The organism is Variovorax sp. CF313, from assembly GCF_000282635.1.
GTDB lineage: Bacteria > Pseudomonadota > Gammaproteobacteria > Burkholderiales > Burkholderiaceae_C > Variovorax.
The window spans coordinates 1-14,630 of sequence record NZ_AKIW01000055.1 but is presented as its reverse complement, the minus strand read 5'-3'; the positions used below and the strand labels follow the sequence as shown (position 1 = coordinate 14,630).

The 14,630-nt window shown below is 62.3% G+C and carries 15 protein-coding genes; 2 read left to right on the top strand and 13 right to left on the bottom strand.

The window, feature by feature from the left end; all coding sequences use genetic code 11:
- The 8 genes from hutU to PMI12_RS15245 all read right to left on the bottom strand — a co-directional run.
- A partial coding sequence (gene hutU / locus PMI12_RS15280) for a urocanate hydratase (RefSeq protein WP_007834047.1) occupies positions 1-1,439 on the bottom strand: 1,439 nt, incomplete at its 3' end.
- Positions 1,440-1,458: 19 nt separating this feature from the next.
- Positions 1,459-3,027 carry a histidine ammonia-lyase gene (gene hutH, locus PMI12_RS15275; RefSeq protein WP_007834045.1) on the bottom strand — a complete coding sequence of 523 codons (1,569 nt, stop codon included), beginning with the start codon at positions 3,025-3,027 and terminating at the stop codon, positions 1,459-1,461.
- Positions 3,028-3,109: 82 nt separating this feature from the next.
- Positions 3,110-3,817: a histidine utilization repressor gene (gene hutC, locus PMI12_RS15270; protein ID WP_237726098.1), complete on the bottom strand. Its 708-nt coding sequence runs from the start codon at positions 3,815-3,817 to the stop codon at positions 3,110-3,112.
- Positions 3,818-3,911: 94 nt separating this feature from the next.
- On the bottom strand, positions 3,912-4,655 hold the full coding sequence (locus tag PMI12_RS15265) for an amino acid ABC transporter ATP-binding protein (protein ID WP_007834042.1): 744 nt from the start codon (positions 4,653-4,655) through the stop codon (positions 3,912-3,914).
- A 12-nt stretch (positions 4,656-4,667) separates the two neighbouring features.
- The gene (locus PMI12_RS15260; protein WP_007834039.1) at positions 4,668-5,807 is read right to left on the bottom strand and encodes an amino acid ABC transporter permease; all 1,140 of its coding nucleotides are present in this window, start codon (positions 5,805-5,807) and stop codon (positions 4,668-4,670) included.
- Positions 5,808-5,816: 9 nt separating this feature from the next.
- Entirely contained in the window at positions 5,817-6,692 is an 876-nt protein-coding gene (locus PMI12_RS15255; RefSeq protein WP_007834037.1) for an ABC transporter substrate-binding protein, read from the bottom strand.
- Between the two features lie 150 nt (positions 6,693-6,842).
- On the bottom strand, positions 6,843-7,802 hold the full coding sequence (locus tag PMI12_RS15250; protein WP_157632205.1) for a Bug family tripartite tricarboxylate transporter substrate binding protein: 960 nt from the start codon (positions 7,800-7,802) through the stop codon (positions 6,843-6,845).
- A gap of 201 nt (positions 7,803-8,003) precedes the next feature.
- Positions 8,004-9,071, bottom strand: a complete 1,068-nt coding sequence (locus tag PMI12_RS15245; protein ID WP_007834035.1) for a TauD/TfdA family dioxygenase — start codon at positions 9,069-9,071, stop codon at positions 8,004-8,006.
- A gap of 802 nt (positions 9,072-9,873) precedes the next feature.
- Here PMI12_RS15245 and PMI12_RS15240 point away from each other — a divergent pair.
- Positions 9,874-10,515 (top strand): GntR family transcriptional regulator, encoded by a 642-nt coding sequence (locus PMI12_RS15240; RefSeq protein WP_007834034.1) that lies wholly within the window; start codon positions 9,874-9,876, stop codon positions 10,513-10,515.
- Between the two features lie 210 nt (positions 10,516-10,725).
- Positions 10,726-11,199 (top strand): hypothetical protein, encoded by a 474-nt coding sequence (locus PMI12_RS15235; RefSeq protein WP_007834033.1) that lies wholly within the window; start codon positions 10,726-10,728, stop codon positions 11,197-11,199.
- An 11-nt stretch (positions 11,200-11,210) separates the two neighbouring features.
- Here PMI12_RS15235 and PMI12_RS15230 read toward each other — a convergent pair whose 3' ends face one another.
- The 5 genes from PMI12_RS15230 to PMI12_RS15210 form a co-directional block, all read right to left on the bottom strand.
- Positions 11,211-12,029: a metallophosphoesterase gene (locus PMI12_RS15230; RefSeq protein WP_007834032.1), complete on the bottom strand. Its 819-nt coding sequence runs from the start codon at positions 12,027-12,029 to the stop codon at positions 11,211-11,213.
- Positions 12,030-12,108: 79 nt separating this feature from the next.
- Entirely contained in the window at positions 12,109-13,044 is a 936-nt protein-coding gene (locus PMI12_RS15225) for a metallophosphoesterase (RefSeq protein WP_007834031.1), read from the bottom strand.
- On the bottom strand, positions 13,041-13,577 hold the full coding sequence (locus PMI12_RS15220) for an HAD domain-containing protein (RefSeq protein WP_007834030.1): 537 nt from the start codon (positions 13,575-13,577) through the stop codon (positions 13,041-13,043). The genes PMI12_RS15225 and PMI12_RS15220 overlap by 4 nt, the downstream gene beginning before the upstream one ends.
- A 26-nt stretch (positions 13,578-13,603) precedes the next feature.
- Positions 13,604-13,819: a hypothetical protein gene (locus tag PMI12_RS15215; protein WP_007834028.1), complete on the bottom strand. Its 216-nt coding sequence runs from the start codon at positions 13,817-13,819 to the stop codon at positions 13,604-13,606.
- On the bottom strand, positions 13,816-14,630 hold an 815-nt coding region (locus tag PMI12_RS15210), incomplete at its 5' end, for a metallophosphoesterase (RefSeq protein ID WP_007834026.1). The genes PMI12_RS15210 and PMI12_RS15215, both read right to left, overlap by 4 nt.

Sequence of the window (14,630 nt, the reverse complement as noted above, 5' to 3'; positions counted from 1 at the left end):
TTCATGGCTTCGGTTTCGCGGTTGGGGCTGGCGACCGAGCCGGTGTCGAGATGGTCGCGGCCGATGACGATGGGCGCCTTCAGCTCGCCGTTCTTCACCATCTCGTTGAAGGCCAGGCCGGCGATGTGGCGCTCGCCCAGGCCCAGCCAGCAGATGCGTGCGGGCAGGCCCTGGAAGGCGATGCGCTCGCGCGCCATGTCGAGCCAACGGTGGGTATGGGTGTTCTCGGGGAACAGCTCCTTGAGCTTGGCGTCGGTCTTGTAGATGTCTTCCGGGTCGCCCGAAAGCGCGACCCAGCGGAACGGGCCCTTGCCTTCGCAGAACAGCGGGCGAATGTAGGCCGGCACGAAGCCCGGGAAGTCGAAGGCGTTCTTCACGCCTTCGTCGAACGCGACCTGGCGGATGTTGTTGCCGTAGTCGACGGTGGGAATGCCCATGGACTGGAAGTCGAGCATGGCCTGCACGTGCACGGCGCAGGACCTGGCGGCGGCCTTCTTCAGCGCGTCATGCTGCGAGACGTCCTTCATCGCGGCCTGCCATTGCGGCACGCTCCAGCCCGAAGGCAGGTAGCCGTTGATCAGGTCGTGCGCGGAGGTCTGGTCGGTCACGAGGTCGGGCTTCAGGCCGCCGGCCTTCGCGCGCTTCACGAGTTCCGGAAGGATGTCGGCCGCATTGCCGAGCAGCGCGATCGACACGGCTTCCTTCGCGCCGCAATGCTGTTGGATGAGTTCGAGCGCGTGGTCGATGTCGCGCGCCTGCTTGTCGACGTAGCGCGTGCGCAGGCGGAAGTCGATGCTGGCCTGCTGGCACTCGATGTTGAGCGACACCGCGCCCGCCAGCGTGGCTGCGAGCGGCTGCGCGCCGCCCATGCCGCCGAGGCCGGCCGTGAGGATCCACTTGCCCGCGAGGCTGTTGTTGTAGTGCTGGCGGCCGGCTTCGACGAAAGTCTCGAAGGTGCCCTGCACGATGCCCTGGCTGCCGATGTAGATCCAGCTGCCTGCGGTCATCTGGCCGTACATGAAGAGGCCCTGGCGGTCGAGCTCGTTGAAGTGCTCCCAGTTGGCCCACTTCGGCACGAGGTTCGAGTTGGCGAGCAGCACGCGCGGGGCGTTCTCGTGGGTCTTGAACACGCCGACCGGCTTGCCCGATTGGATGAGCAGCGTCTCGTCGTCGTTCAGCTCTTTCAGCGACGCGAGGATCTGGTCGTAGCAGGCCCAGTTGCGCGCGGCGCGGCCGATGCCGCCGTACACCACGAGGTCCTGCGGACGCTCGGCCACCTCGGCATCGAGGTTGTTCTGCAGCATGCGGAACGGCGCTTCGGTGAGCCAGCTCTTGCAGTTGAGCGTGCTGCCGCGCGGTGCGCGGATCACACGCGTCGGGTCATGGCGCGGGTCGGTGGCGTCGGGGGTCTGCAGGGCGAATTTTTCGGGAGCGTTCATGGCGTGGTTCTCCTATCGATCAGAGTGACGGTTCTTGCGAGTGACTGGGCAGGATGTTCAGCAGCGCGGCCGGCAGTTCGGCCTTCAGCGCCCACTGGCGCATGGCTTCGATGTCGGGTGCGAGGTAGCGGTCGCGTTCGAGGAATGCGACCTGCTGGCGGATGGCGGCAAACTCCGCCTCCACCAGCGGGGAACTCTTGAGCTTGCGCTTGAGCTCGATGCCTTGCGCGGCGGCCATGGCTTCGATGCCGACCACCACCGCGGTGTTGTTGACCATGTCGCCGAGCCGGCGCGCCGCGAAGGTGGCCATCGAGACGTGGTCTTCCTGGTTGGCCGAGGTCGGCAGGCTGTCGACGCTGGCGGGATGTGCGAGCGACTTGTTCTCGGAGGCCAGTGCCGCGGCCGTGACCTGCGCGATCATGAAGCCCGAGTTGAGGCCGCCATCGCGCACCAGGAACGGCGGCAGGCCCGAAAGACCCGTGTCGAGCAGCAGCGCGATGCGGCGCTCGGCAATGGCGCCGACTTCGCTGACGGCCAGCGCAATGATGTCGGCCGCGAAGGCGACCGGCTCGGCGTGGAAGTTGCCGCCCGAGATGACTTCGCCGGTGTCGCAGAACACGAGCGGGTTGTCCGATGCCGCGTTGGCTTCGATGACCAGCACGCGCGACGCGTGCGCGAGGTTGTCGAGGCAGGCGCCCATCACCTGCGGGATGCAGCGCACCGAGTACGGGTCCTGCACACGGCCGCAGTCGGCGTGCGACGGCACGATCTCGCTGCCTTCGAGCAGCGTGCGCACCGCGCCCGCCACGGCGATCTGGCCCGGCTGGCCGCGCGCGGCGTGGATGCGGGCGTCGAAAGGCTTAATCGAGCCCTGGATGGCTTCGAGCGACAGTGCGCCCGACATCAGCGCCGCGGCGAACACGTCTTCCGCACCGAACAGGCCGGCGAGCGCCAGCGCGGTCGACACCTGCGTGCCGTTGAGCAGCGCGAGGCCTTCCTTGGGGCCGAGCACGAAGGGCTCGAGGCCGATGCTGCGCATCGCCTCGGCACCGCTGACAACCCTGCCGTCGGCCAAGGCCGCTTCGCCCTCGCCGATCAGCACGCAGGCCATGTGCGCAAGCGGCGCCAGGTCGCCCGAGGCGCCGACCGAGCCCTTGCACGGAATGCGCGGCGTGACGCCCGCGTTGAACAAGGCCAGCAGCGCATCGACCAGTGCGGGCCGCACGCCCGAGTGGCCACGTGCCAGGCTCACGGCCTTGGTCGCGAGGATCATGCGCACGACCGGCGCGGCCAGCGGCTCGCCCGTGCCCACGCTGTGCGAGAGCACGAGGTTGCGCTGCAGCTCGGCCAGGTGGTCGTTGCCGATGCGCGTGCTCGCGAGCTTGCCGAAGCCGGTGTTGATGCCGTAGACGACATCACCGCTGCTCACGATATCCTGGACGGTCCTATAGGCTCGAGTCAAACCGGGCGCGACCTCCTCCGCCAGCGCCAGCGTGACTTCACCCGCATGCACGCGCCGCAGGTCGTCCAACGTCAAAGGTTGGGAGGTAATCCACAAACGATTCAGATTCAGGTCAACTTTTCCCATGATATCTATTCCTGTATATACAACTCAATTGAGATTAATGAATATTCAGCGACTGGTAGTCAAGCGGTGCTCTGCCGCCTTTTCAGGCGGCAGGTCGGAAACGGCTACCCAAGCTGTATCGCGAAGCAGGATTCACGCATCTAACCCATGTCACCGGGACATCCCGCGACCAGGTGCGCCGCGTAAGCTGCAGGCAGGGCTCCGTGGTTTTCATCTCCAGGATGCGAGCCTGTTCAGTTGTCGGCATGACGGCATCCACCACATGCTCCACAAGGTCGGCTTGAACTGAAGAAAGAAGATACTCACCCGGCGTGGTGTTCGAGAAGTCCTGATCCAGGAAGTCCGGCACCATCTTCGGGTTGACGTATCGGTCCTCGAGTTGAATGGGTACCTCGTTCTCGAAATGCACGCTTCTCATGTGGAAGATCGATTGCCCTGGAAGCATGCTCAGCCAGACCGCGACGTCCGGTGCAGCAGCTACGCGCTCACGAGAAAGACAACGCCATTGATGATCATGGCCGCGGGCTCTGATCTCACTCGCGATACTGGCAATCTGCAACAACGTCGACTGTGGCTTTTCCTCCGCCACGAAGGTCCCGACTCCCGCCACGCGCACGATCCGTCCGGCGTTCGCGAGCTCCCGTAGCGCCTTGTTGACCGTCATTCGCGACACGCCGAATTGCGCTACCAGTTCTAGTTCCGAGGGCAGCCTCTGGCCAGGCGGCCATGTTCCGTCAAGGATGCCTTGCGTCACGTAGGCCTTGATTTGCTCGTGCAGGGTCGTTGTCATCCCCGCAAGCATGCCACGGTCACTCTCGCTCGACGGAGCTTCGGCTCGCTCCGATCGATCAGATTCCGGCAGACGAATGCCTCGATCGCCCATGCTAAATCCGCTTTGCTTCCCGAATGCTGCGCAGAAATGCACGGGTTCGGTCTTGCTGCGGTTCGCCGAAGATCTGTTCCGGAGGCCCTTCCTCGCAGACTGCCCCGTCGCACAGGAAGCACACCTTGGACGAGACCTCCCTGGCGAAGCCCATTTCATGGGTGGCCAGCAGCATGGTCATGCCTTCGCTGGCCAGATCCCGCACGATGTTCAGCACTTCCGACACCAGTTCCGGATCCAGTGCGGAAGTGATCTCGTCGAGCAACAAGACCATGGGATCCATGGCCAGAGCACGCACGATCGCGACACGCTGCTGCTGACCTCCCGACATGCGGTCTGGGTACTCCTTCGCCTTATGTGCGAGGCTGAAGCGCTTCAGCAATGCCATGGCGCGGTCTTCTGCCTCCTCTCTGGACTGCTTCAGCACTTGAATCGGCGCAAGCGTCACGTTCTCCAGCACAGTCATGTGGGGGAAGAGGTTGTAGCCCTGGAACACGATGCCGATGTCTCGACGCAAGGAGTTGACATCGACCCCCGGCCCCGTGATGCGGTCACCGTGCACCCGTATCTCTCCCGAGTTGATGGACTCCAGGCCGTTGATGCAGCGAAGCAATGTCGATTTCCCGGATCCCGATGGGCCGATGAGGCATACCACCTGGTGTTCTTCAACCGACATCGTCAACCGGTTCAGCACCGACAACTCGCCATACGACTTCGAAATTTCTCGGATCTCGATAAAGGACATGTTTGAACTCTGTTAAGCACTGCCTGCACGCATGCGGGCGCGGTCACGTTGGGCCATCCGCTCCACGAAACGCGTCTGGGGTATGGAGATGACGATGAAAAGCAACGCGACGGTGGTCGCGGCGGACAGGTTGTAGTAGTTCGCGGCAATCACCATGGATTGATTGAAGGAGTCGACGACCCCCACCACATTGACCAGCGCCGTGTCCTTCTGCAAGGCGATGAATGCATTGAGAAGCGGCGGAATGATCTGTCGAATCCCCTGTGGCACCACCACGAACCGGAGTGTCTGCATGTGCGAGAGCCCCAGCGACCGGGCCGCGGCCGTTTGGCTCCAGTGAATGCTTTGGATCCCCGCACGATAGATCTCGGCGACATAGGCGCCCACGGTCAGCGTCAATGCGATGACCACGTAGGTCGTGAGGGACAGGTCCTTCAAGACAGGAACGCCTGTCAAGGGAAGTCCGAAGCCGACGAGATAGATCACTAGGACAGCCGGGATCGACCGGAATACGTCGACATAGGCGGTGGCGATGAGGCGCAAGGGTTTTCCGGCGGCGCCCGGGGCGAACATCGCCAGGGCCACGATCAACCCCCAGACCAGCACAAGGACCTCTGCGATCAGGAAGATCTTCACGTTGACCCAGAACGCATCCAGAACCAGCGGGAATGTCTTGACGATCAACGGCACCAGGAAGAATGTCTTCGCGACAGCATGGTTGTTGGCCAGCAGGAACTGAAGACCCAGTACCACGATGAACTGTGCCAGCGTGTAGCCGAGCGCAATCCAGCTCTGCACGCGGGCTTCGGACCGCTCGGTCCGCGCCGCCACGACGTCCGTGCGGAGCGCCGCTGCACGGACGCCCAGGCACCGATTAAAGGCACGGGCCAACGGCCAGCCCGCGCCAAGCGACGCGATCGCCAGGCCCCAGGCACCGGCCGACATCCACCAGCCATCCCAGGCGCTCCCCCTGAGGGCTTCGCGCAGGGTTTGGATGGTGTACCAGCTGGCGGCGACGACGATGAGCACGCCCGCCAGCGCGAAGACGAAGAGCACCAGCGGCACCTTCGGCATGCCTCCGATGTTCAGACGGCGCTCCTGCCCAGCGATGTGAGGTGAAACCCCGGCGGACTGCTGCGTTGCACTGTTCATGGTCAGGTCTCAGGGATTGAAGACGGGCACTTTGGAGGGATCGGCGCCGAGACTGGGGGCCAGGTATTGGTTCGCCAGCCTTGCGAACGTGCCGTCGCGCTTCATCTCCTCGATCAGCTTGTTGAAGGCTGGCATGTTCGGCGAGTCCTTGTTGACGAGGCCGCCCCAGCGTTCGCCGGTGTCATACCGACCGACAACCTCGAACATGCCGTTGGATTGCTTGGCGCGGGCCAGCACATTGGGCGTGTCGTACAAGACGGCATCGACCTGTCCGGCCGCCAGCGCCGCATACATGGGGGCCGTTTCGGTGAAGACCTTGGGCTGTTCCACGGGCTTGACGTGCTCCGCAAGGTAGCCGAGGATGGTTGTCCCTTGCTTCACCCCGAGACGCATCTTCTTGATGCTCTCCTTGTCGACCTTGACACCGGCCTTGACAAGAATCCCCTGGTCCGAGCTGAAGTACGGATCCGTGAAGTTCACCACCTTCTTCCGCTCGTCTGTGATCGTCACCTGGCTCAAGGCGATGTCGAAGCCCTGGGCCTGCCCAGTCAGGATCTGGGCGAAGGAGCGATTCACGACAATCACGCGGTCAAGGCCCGCCCGATGCGCCATGTTGGCGGCCATGCAGTACTCGAACCCATCCTTGATCGTTTCGATCGAGTCCCCGTTCCACCAGCCCGGAGAAGGCAGGACGGGTCGTACGGACAGCGCGCCGGGAACCGCGGTCTCCAGCTTCACCGAGCCACGCTCTCCCGAGACTTCGCACTTGCCATAGTCTGGCGCCGCAAAGGCCGCGCACGATACGACGCTCATGATGAATGCGGCAAGTGACGAGGAGATAGATCTCGTGCCGGAGGTTGTTTGCTTGCTCTTGTAGTGTTTCATATCGAGGTTCCGTTGGGTGGTTTGAATGGAGGATCGGCAGGCTCGTGGCGTTGGCTTGATCGCCACCTCCCGCCCTGTCAGGCCGGATGTGATGGGAGGTGCGCCTTCCGCAGTCAGGAAGCGGTTGCCCGGAGATCAGATGCGCCTTGGTTATGGAGTGACTTCGATGTGGTTGTCCTGAATGATCTTGGCCCACCGAGCGGTTTCCTTGTCGATGCTGGTCTGGAACTCGGCCGAAGACATCTGCACGTGGATCAGCCCTTGCGCCGCCAGCAGCTTCTGGATCTCCGGGGTTTGCGCGGCGTCGCCGTACGCCTTGTAAAGCTTGCTGACGATCGCAGCAGGTGTCCGTGCTGGAGCAATGAGCGCGTACCAGGACAGCACCGGGTCGTCGAGCAGACCGAGCTCCTTGAGGGTCGGCACTTCGGGAAACTGCGGGATGCGCTCTGCCGTGGTGACTGCCAGCGGACGCAGCTTTCCGGCCTTGATGAAAGGCAGCAGGCTCGAAAGCGTGTCGAACGTGGCCTGGACATCACCCGCAATCACCGCCGGCAGCGCTTCGTTGGTTCCCTTGTAGGGCACATGAACGAGCTTGATTCCGGCCTTTCCGTTCACCAGCTCGAAGGTGAGGTGCGCGGGACTTCCAAGTCCCACGGAAGCGAAGTTGTAGGCCCCAGGCTTCGCTCGCGCCGCATCGACGAAATCACGCGCGGACTTGAACGAAGAGGTAGCAGACACCACCAGGACCAATGGCGATGCAGCGAACATCGTGATGGGGAGCAAGTCCCTCTTCACGTCATACGGCATTTGCTTGTAGAGGACCGGATGGATCGTCAGCGGCCCGAGATTGCCCATCCCGACGGTATAGCCATCAGGCGCCGAACGCCCGACATCGGAAACACCGATACGACCGGCCGCGCCAGGCTTGAAGTCCAGCACCACCGGCTGCCCCAGCGCCTGCCCGACACGGTCATTGAACGCGCGGGCGATGGTGTCGTTCAATCCACCAGGGGGCCACGGCACAACAAACCGGATCGGCCTGCTGGGCCAGTCCTGCGCCGAGGCGCCGGCTCCAGCAGCAACCAGGAATACCACTGTCAGCAATCGCATCCATCTATTCATATGCCCCTCTTCAGAAGTTACGCAAGTTGCACAAGGCAGCGCCAGCCGCCCCCTCTTTGGGACGCCCGCGGCCAGAAAACCCTCAGGAACCGAAACCGTCGAACGACCCGTGCACAAGGCGCAGCGACATGCAAGCCCGGGTCCATCGGCGCACCCGCGGCCGAGAAGCTTGGGTGCGACGCAGCTGTGTCAGACAGGAAGGGCTGACGCAGGCTGCGCGATCCCGCCGTGCGGCTTGCCCGATCCGACATCGCCCCACAGCACAGCGTGGTCGTCAGGGAGCGCACGCGAGTTGGGTACCGAGAGCCACAGTCGCATCAGCATGCGGTCCTGGCCGGTCTGGACGTTGTCCTTGAAAGCCGTCCGACCGTGATAGATGACGTGGTTGTTCAGCAGTTGGATGTCGCCCGGCGCAAACCGCATCTCGAAGCACTCTTCTTCGGCCACATCCATCAACATCTGGATGGCTTCCCGCTCGGCGTCGCTCAACTTGCGAACGCCGGGCAACATCTGCGCGTTCTCGATGTAGGTCAACGAAAAGTGACTGGTCAGCTTGCCGTCCCGCACGCCGAAGATCGGCAGGTCGTAGGCCACATGCTCGCCGCCGGCCTCCTCGCCGAATCGGCTGCGGGGGACCGCCTTGCACAGGAGCGCATGCAGATCGGGCCGACGCTTGAGAATCTCGTTGTAGACAGTCGCGCTGCTGGCAAGCTTGCTGACGCCGCCTTCGGAAGCCTGACGGACACAAAGCAACCCCACCACGTCGCAGCGGTCCGTATGAAAGCGCAACTGCCCCGGCGACAGCGTGCGCGCACCGGAAGAGAGGAACTGCTTGCCGGTTTCATCGAGGGTCTCGCCATAGAGCTTCGCGCCGACACCCATCCCCTCGTCCTTGATCTCTCGCATGACCTCGCCGCGGTAGTTCTGGAACATCGGCGTGCCGAGGTGAGCCCCCAGGGCATACCAGATCCGGCGCAACTGCTCCTGTTGATAGCGGCCCACATCGAGGCCGCGGATCTTGACCATGCCTGAACCGTTCTCCAATTCTTCCCGAACATCGTCGAAGAACGCCGCGACATCCGGTAGTGGAAAGTTCTGGCGATCGATCTTGCGCCAATCGAGACCCTGCGTTTTCTGCAGCGCCTCGTCAATTTGCGTCAGGACGATCGAAGGAAACTGCTTGACCCATCGGTGGTCTTGGCTCATTTCAGCCCCCGACCACACGCAGGTGCCGCTTAGATAACTCGACTCGGACATGAACTCTCCAGGAAGATGATTGAGTTTTGTCTATTGATGTATAGACAGGTACATATGTTAGGCATCAACTCGCGATCACCGCAACCGCCAAAAAGCAATTTCGAGGGGAAACACCTATCGATCATGAGAAAAAGGCTACATGATTGAATTCAATCATGGATCCAATCCAGAGCACTGCGCACTCCTTTGGGGATTCAGCGCCATGCTCCATGACATCAAGGCCATCTTGAGCAAGAAGCGTTCCATAATTGGATCCAATTTCGGATCAGCGTTTTACCCCTTCCCAGCACCACTGGCTATACAGAGTCTCCCCACAACCTGGGTGGCACCGCCTCGGCCTGCCGGCGCGAGGCGGGAGCAACATCGGGCACAAGAGGATCGTCCGCCCTGAGCGCCTCGTCTGGAAGCCATGGCGATCACGGCGATCCAAAAACGCTCTCGATCGGCTTGCCCGACGGTGCCACCTTCCCCACCTGAGGGCCGACGGAGATGGCAGCACTTCATCAGGAGCCATCCACTGGGCGGATCCACGCGCCGAACTGACACTTCGGGAAGGCCGGGGCATCACCGGTCAGCACGCATCACCGATGCGACCGCCCCCCGCGTCCCATGACGGCAGGCTTGCGGGCGCACGGCCCGTCACGGGACCCGCACCGCAGCCCACATGAAGGACTCGGGACGCTCGTCTGTCCGGCGCTGCGCCGAGGGGCGAGGCCGAGACACCTGCTCCGGAAAAAGGATCCGAGTTTGGATTCTTTCGTAGAATCCCTCTCGTTCATGATGAAGACTCAAGGGAGCTCCAATGGTGGCCCAAGCACCGGTCGGCGATCAGATCCTCTCGGCCGATTCCATCACTGAAGCCTTGCGGCAACTCATCCTCACCGGCGAACTGGGTATCGGTGTGCAATTAAAGCAGCAGGCACTGGCCGAGCGCTTCGGCGTCAGCCGCATCCCTGTTCGCGAGGCACTCAAGCGGCTGGAGGCCGAGGGCCTCATCGAGCATCGCGCCCATCAAGGCTCGACCGTCGCATCTCAATCCGTCAAGGATCTGATCGAGGCCTTGGACATCAGGATCGCCCTGGAAACAAGGGCGCTCAAGCTGGCAATACCGCTCATGCGCCCGGCGAACCACCGCGCCGCAAGAGAAATCATGGCCCGCTACGACGGCAGCGAATCACCCCAAGAATGGGCTGACCTGAATCTCGAATTCCACCTGACACTCTATCGGCCTTGTGGACGCGCCAAGCTGCTCAAGATGATCGAGGAAAGCGTACGAGGAATCGGTCGTCACTTGCGGGCGCTGCAGTCGTACAAGGTGGGGCGCAAGTCCGCGCAAACTGAACACGCTCAGATTTTGAAGGCCTGCATTGCAAAGGACATCCCGCTCGCGGTGCAACTGCTGGAAAAGCACATCGAGCACACGCAGGCAGCACTACAAAGCTAGCCTGGATAGCCGCACTGTTCAGCAAGGACAGCACGTCCCCGGGAGTCGTCTCGCCTCACGCAGGCCCCGTAGCAGTGCCTGGCAGTGACCGTCCGATGCACTGACTCTCGAATGCAGCAGTCGTCTCCGCTGAAAATGACCTGCTGAGGCCAAGGATGAGGCTCCTGCGAGCGAAGCACGCGAGCTGCATGCCGGTCACTTGGAGATCTGATGATCATGCGTAGGGAAGATATCGCCCAACCCCTGTCAGAGCTCGCATTTGAGTTCTTCTTCTGGTTCTCGAGGTTTGAGTACGCACTCAAAGAGAACGGCTACTTGAAATCCTTGGTCGACGGAACCAGAGCAGAACCCGGATGGGAGAAATTCGTCGATCATTGGCAGCTGAAATACGTGCCTTCACAGGAGGCTCGCCGCCTGTTGACCGCGCCACCAGACCGCCAGATAGTTTTGGGCGGAAAGCTCGAGTGGCAGCCAGTCGGATTGGCTGACTGCGTCTGCGATCTAGCTCGTATCGTCCGCTTGGTGAAGACCACCCGGAACAATCTATTCCATGGTGGCAAACATGGCGGTGCCGGATGGGATGACCCCAAAAGAACCGAAGAGCTTCTGAAGAATTCGATGGCAATCCTTGAGCAGCTTGCAGACCTGGGCGGATTCCAAGCCGACTATAGGCAGTACTACTGACCAATAGGTGCTTACACGTCGATGATCAATCCCGGATCGAACACCTTGTTCTCAATCCTGCCGCTCCAGTTCACATAACCGCGTGGGTTGCACACGATTCGGCAAGAACGGACTCGATAGTCGAACTGCTGATGCGTGTGCCCATGGACCCAGAGCACCGGCACATCAAAGAAAGCATCCGGAAGCTCGGTGACGAAGGCGCCTGAGGCCCAATCATCGGCATAGCGTTGCGCCAGCGACCCACGATGAGGTGCATGGTGCGTCACGACCACCGTCGAGCCAGCGAACGGTTCCGCAAGCCGATCCCGCAACCAGGCGCGCTGCATCCGGTGAATCCGAAGCGTGTCGGCCGCTTGAAGCTTTCTTCCCTGCTTGTCCCGCCAGGTATCGGGTTCTGCGGATTCGTCGACCGTGCGGATCAGCGCGTAGTCGTTCAGCAGATTGGTTGCCATCTTCATGGCACGCCCGACATCGCTGACCGGACCTCCAGGCGTCTCGATGGCGAGCTCGAAATCAGTCCACAACGTCGCGCCGAGGAAGCGCACGCCATCGATCACCCACTCGTCGCCGTCGAGCAGATGGACATTGCTTCCCTCGGCTTCGCGGCGCGCCTCGGCCAGTGTCGTGTCCAGCCGTCCATCGTAGTACTCGTGATTTCCAAGCAGATAGATCGCCGGCTTGCCACGGAAGCGATCCACCGCCCATTGGACGGCGCGCTTCGCCGGCGAATGGATGTCACCGGCGAGGATGACGACATCGAACGCGAGGTCGGGCGCCGGCTCGAAGGGCGCGAACTCGAGGTGAAGGTCGGAAAGGATGAGCACTTTCATCGGCACGCCCTTTCAAAGTGCACGCGAAGCTCGGCGCTCGCCTTCGTGCTGAAGACGCAGAATGGCTTCGCGGAGACCCTCATGCGACGCCGCCGTGTTGGATGGCACTGAGCATCGCTCGGACCTTGTCCGCACCGCCACCGGCAGCGAACGCTGCGGGTGTTTGGCCATCGAGCAGTTGGTGCGGTTTGTCCAGCCAGGTTTGTGCCTCTGCACCGAACACCTGAGCAGCGAGATCCAGCAAGTCTTGTGGAGGACTTCCCAACCCAGTCTCATCCCGCGGCCACGTCAGGTGCGAGCCCATGTCGACCCCGAAGGCACGGAATGGTGCCGCGGCGGTCATCAGGCCGTCGCCGACGTAGTCGATGCTCTGATGATGGTGGCCATGGACCACCAGCTGGACACCGAGCGTCTCGGCGAGCTCGTCGATCGCCTTCCAGCCATGCGGGTGAACAGCTGGTGCCTCGTGCGTCACCAGGATGTCGGCGGGTGGGCTCCGCAGCAGTTGCAGGTATTCATCCGGAAAGATCGTGGACCGATGCCGACGGGCGATGCCGTCTCTCCAGCGTTCTTCGCGACGCATGGATCGGCGCAGAGCGTCCGCCGAAGCGAATGCGGCCTCCTCGAATGGCCGCCGCGGATCCCAGATCTTGCTGCGGAATATGCCGCCCAGGCCTGCGACCTTGTACCCGGCGATCTCGACGATGCGTCCGTGCAGGTTGCGGGTGACGAGCTCTGATCCCCACAGGTTGTCGTAGTCGGCATCGGAATCCGTGTCGTGGTTCCCGTGGACGAACCAGATCTCGGTGAGATCCAGTATCGGCCTTAGCTCGTCGTGCAGAGGTCGGCGCGCCTGGATGTCACCCAGCAGCACGATCGCCTCAGGCCGGAAGCGCTTGACTGCGGCGATCACCGGAGCGAGATCGCCATGCGGGTCGCCGAAGAACATGAGCTTGGGCTTCGACTGGTAGTGCTCGGATCGCGTATGGAGGTCCGACGATTTGAGCGGTTTCATTTCATGTGCGTCGAATTGGCGACGAAGCACCGGTTGGCCGCAAACCGAAGGAAGTGCGAACGCAGCTCCTGGAAGCTGTCCTGGTCGAATGCCCGCGTGGGATCGGTGAGCACGAGCCGCGCGAGGGCCGCTTCGAAGCTCCCAGGCCAATCGTCAAGTGCGACCCACTCTGCGTCACGGCGGCCGTTTCCGTCGAGCCAAGCCTGGATTTCCAACTGGCGCCGGTGGTGGACCACTACACGGGGGGCAATCTGCGGCGTCGCTCCGATGATCCGGTGCCGAGTGTCAGTACTGAAATAGCGCTGCAGTTGCTCGATGCTCTCGGCCAGCCGCCAGTCCGACGAAATGACGACGTCGACAGACTCGAACTCTCGCAGGAGCTCCTCCAGAAGCGGCAAATGGCTGAAGAACCTGCTGCCGAACGAGTAGTCCACGCCGACAGGATGAAGAACACCATCAATATCCAAGAATAGCAAATCGCTGGAATCACCCGTGCGGCCAAGGACATCATGGGTCAGCGTCGCTTCTGCCATGGGTAGACTGCAAGTGCAGGGCCTCATCATCCAACAAACCCCGCCTGGAAGGACTCAAGGAGATTGAGCACATCGGCGGCTCGCCCCTCGGCTACCAGCGACTCGGCGGTCCTGCAATCAAACAGCGCGAGTGGCTCGTTCCTGTACCAGAGGATGGCCGCCTCAAAATCCCCACCCGAGACCGCAGTCGCGGCAGCCAGCACTTGCTGGATCGTGTGGGTAGATGACTGGATGTCACTCATAGCTCGACCACGAGCTCGGGGTTGAACTGCTTGTTCTCCAGGCCGCGGCCATGCTGCAAGTACCCACGGGGATTGCACACCACCCGGCAGTTGCCAGCCTGGTAAAAGTAGCTATCGTGGAGGTGGCCATGGACCCAAAGCGAGGGCACTTCGAAGAAAGAGCTTGGGAGCTCGCTCACAAAGGATGCGGACAGCCAGTCCGACTGATAACGCGGCGCGAGCGAGTTTCGATGCGGGGCGTGGTGGGTCACAACCACCGTGGGCCCGTCGAAGGGCTCGGCCAGCTTCTGGGCCAGCCAGGCGCGGTCACGCTGGTGGAGCGCCAGTGTGTCCTCGGGTATCAGGCGGCGCTTTCTTGACTTGGCTGCTACCACGGGTGCGTCGGAGGATTCCTGCGCCTCGGCCCACCGGATCGATGAGTAGTCGTTGAGACGGACCTTGGCCGCCTTCATGGCCCGTTCGGTGTCTACCAGCGACCCTGTCTTGGTCTGGATCGGCAGTTCGAAGTCTGTCCACAGCGTGCAGCCCAGAAAGCGGACGCCGGCGATCACGGCCTCGCCGGGCGCCAGGAGATGCACGTTGCACGAACTCGCGGTGAGCGCCATTTCCTTGAGCGAGGTCTGGAAGACACCTTCGTAGTACTCATGGTTGCCGGGCACGAACAGGATGGGGGCTGTCTCCCCAAAGTTCCCCGCCCGCCGGGCCCAGCGCATGGCCTTGGAGCCGGGGACGAAGATGTCCCCAGCAAGGATCACTGCGTCGTAGTCGACCTTCGGGACGAGAAAGGTCCCGAACTCGAGGTGCAGGTCCG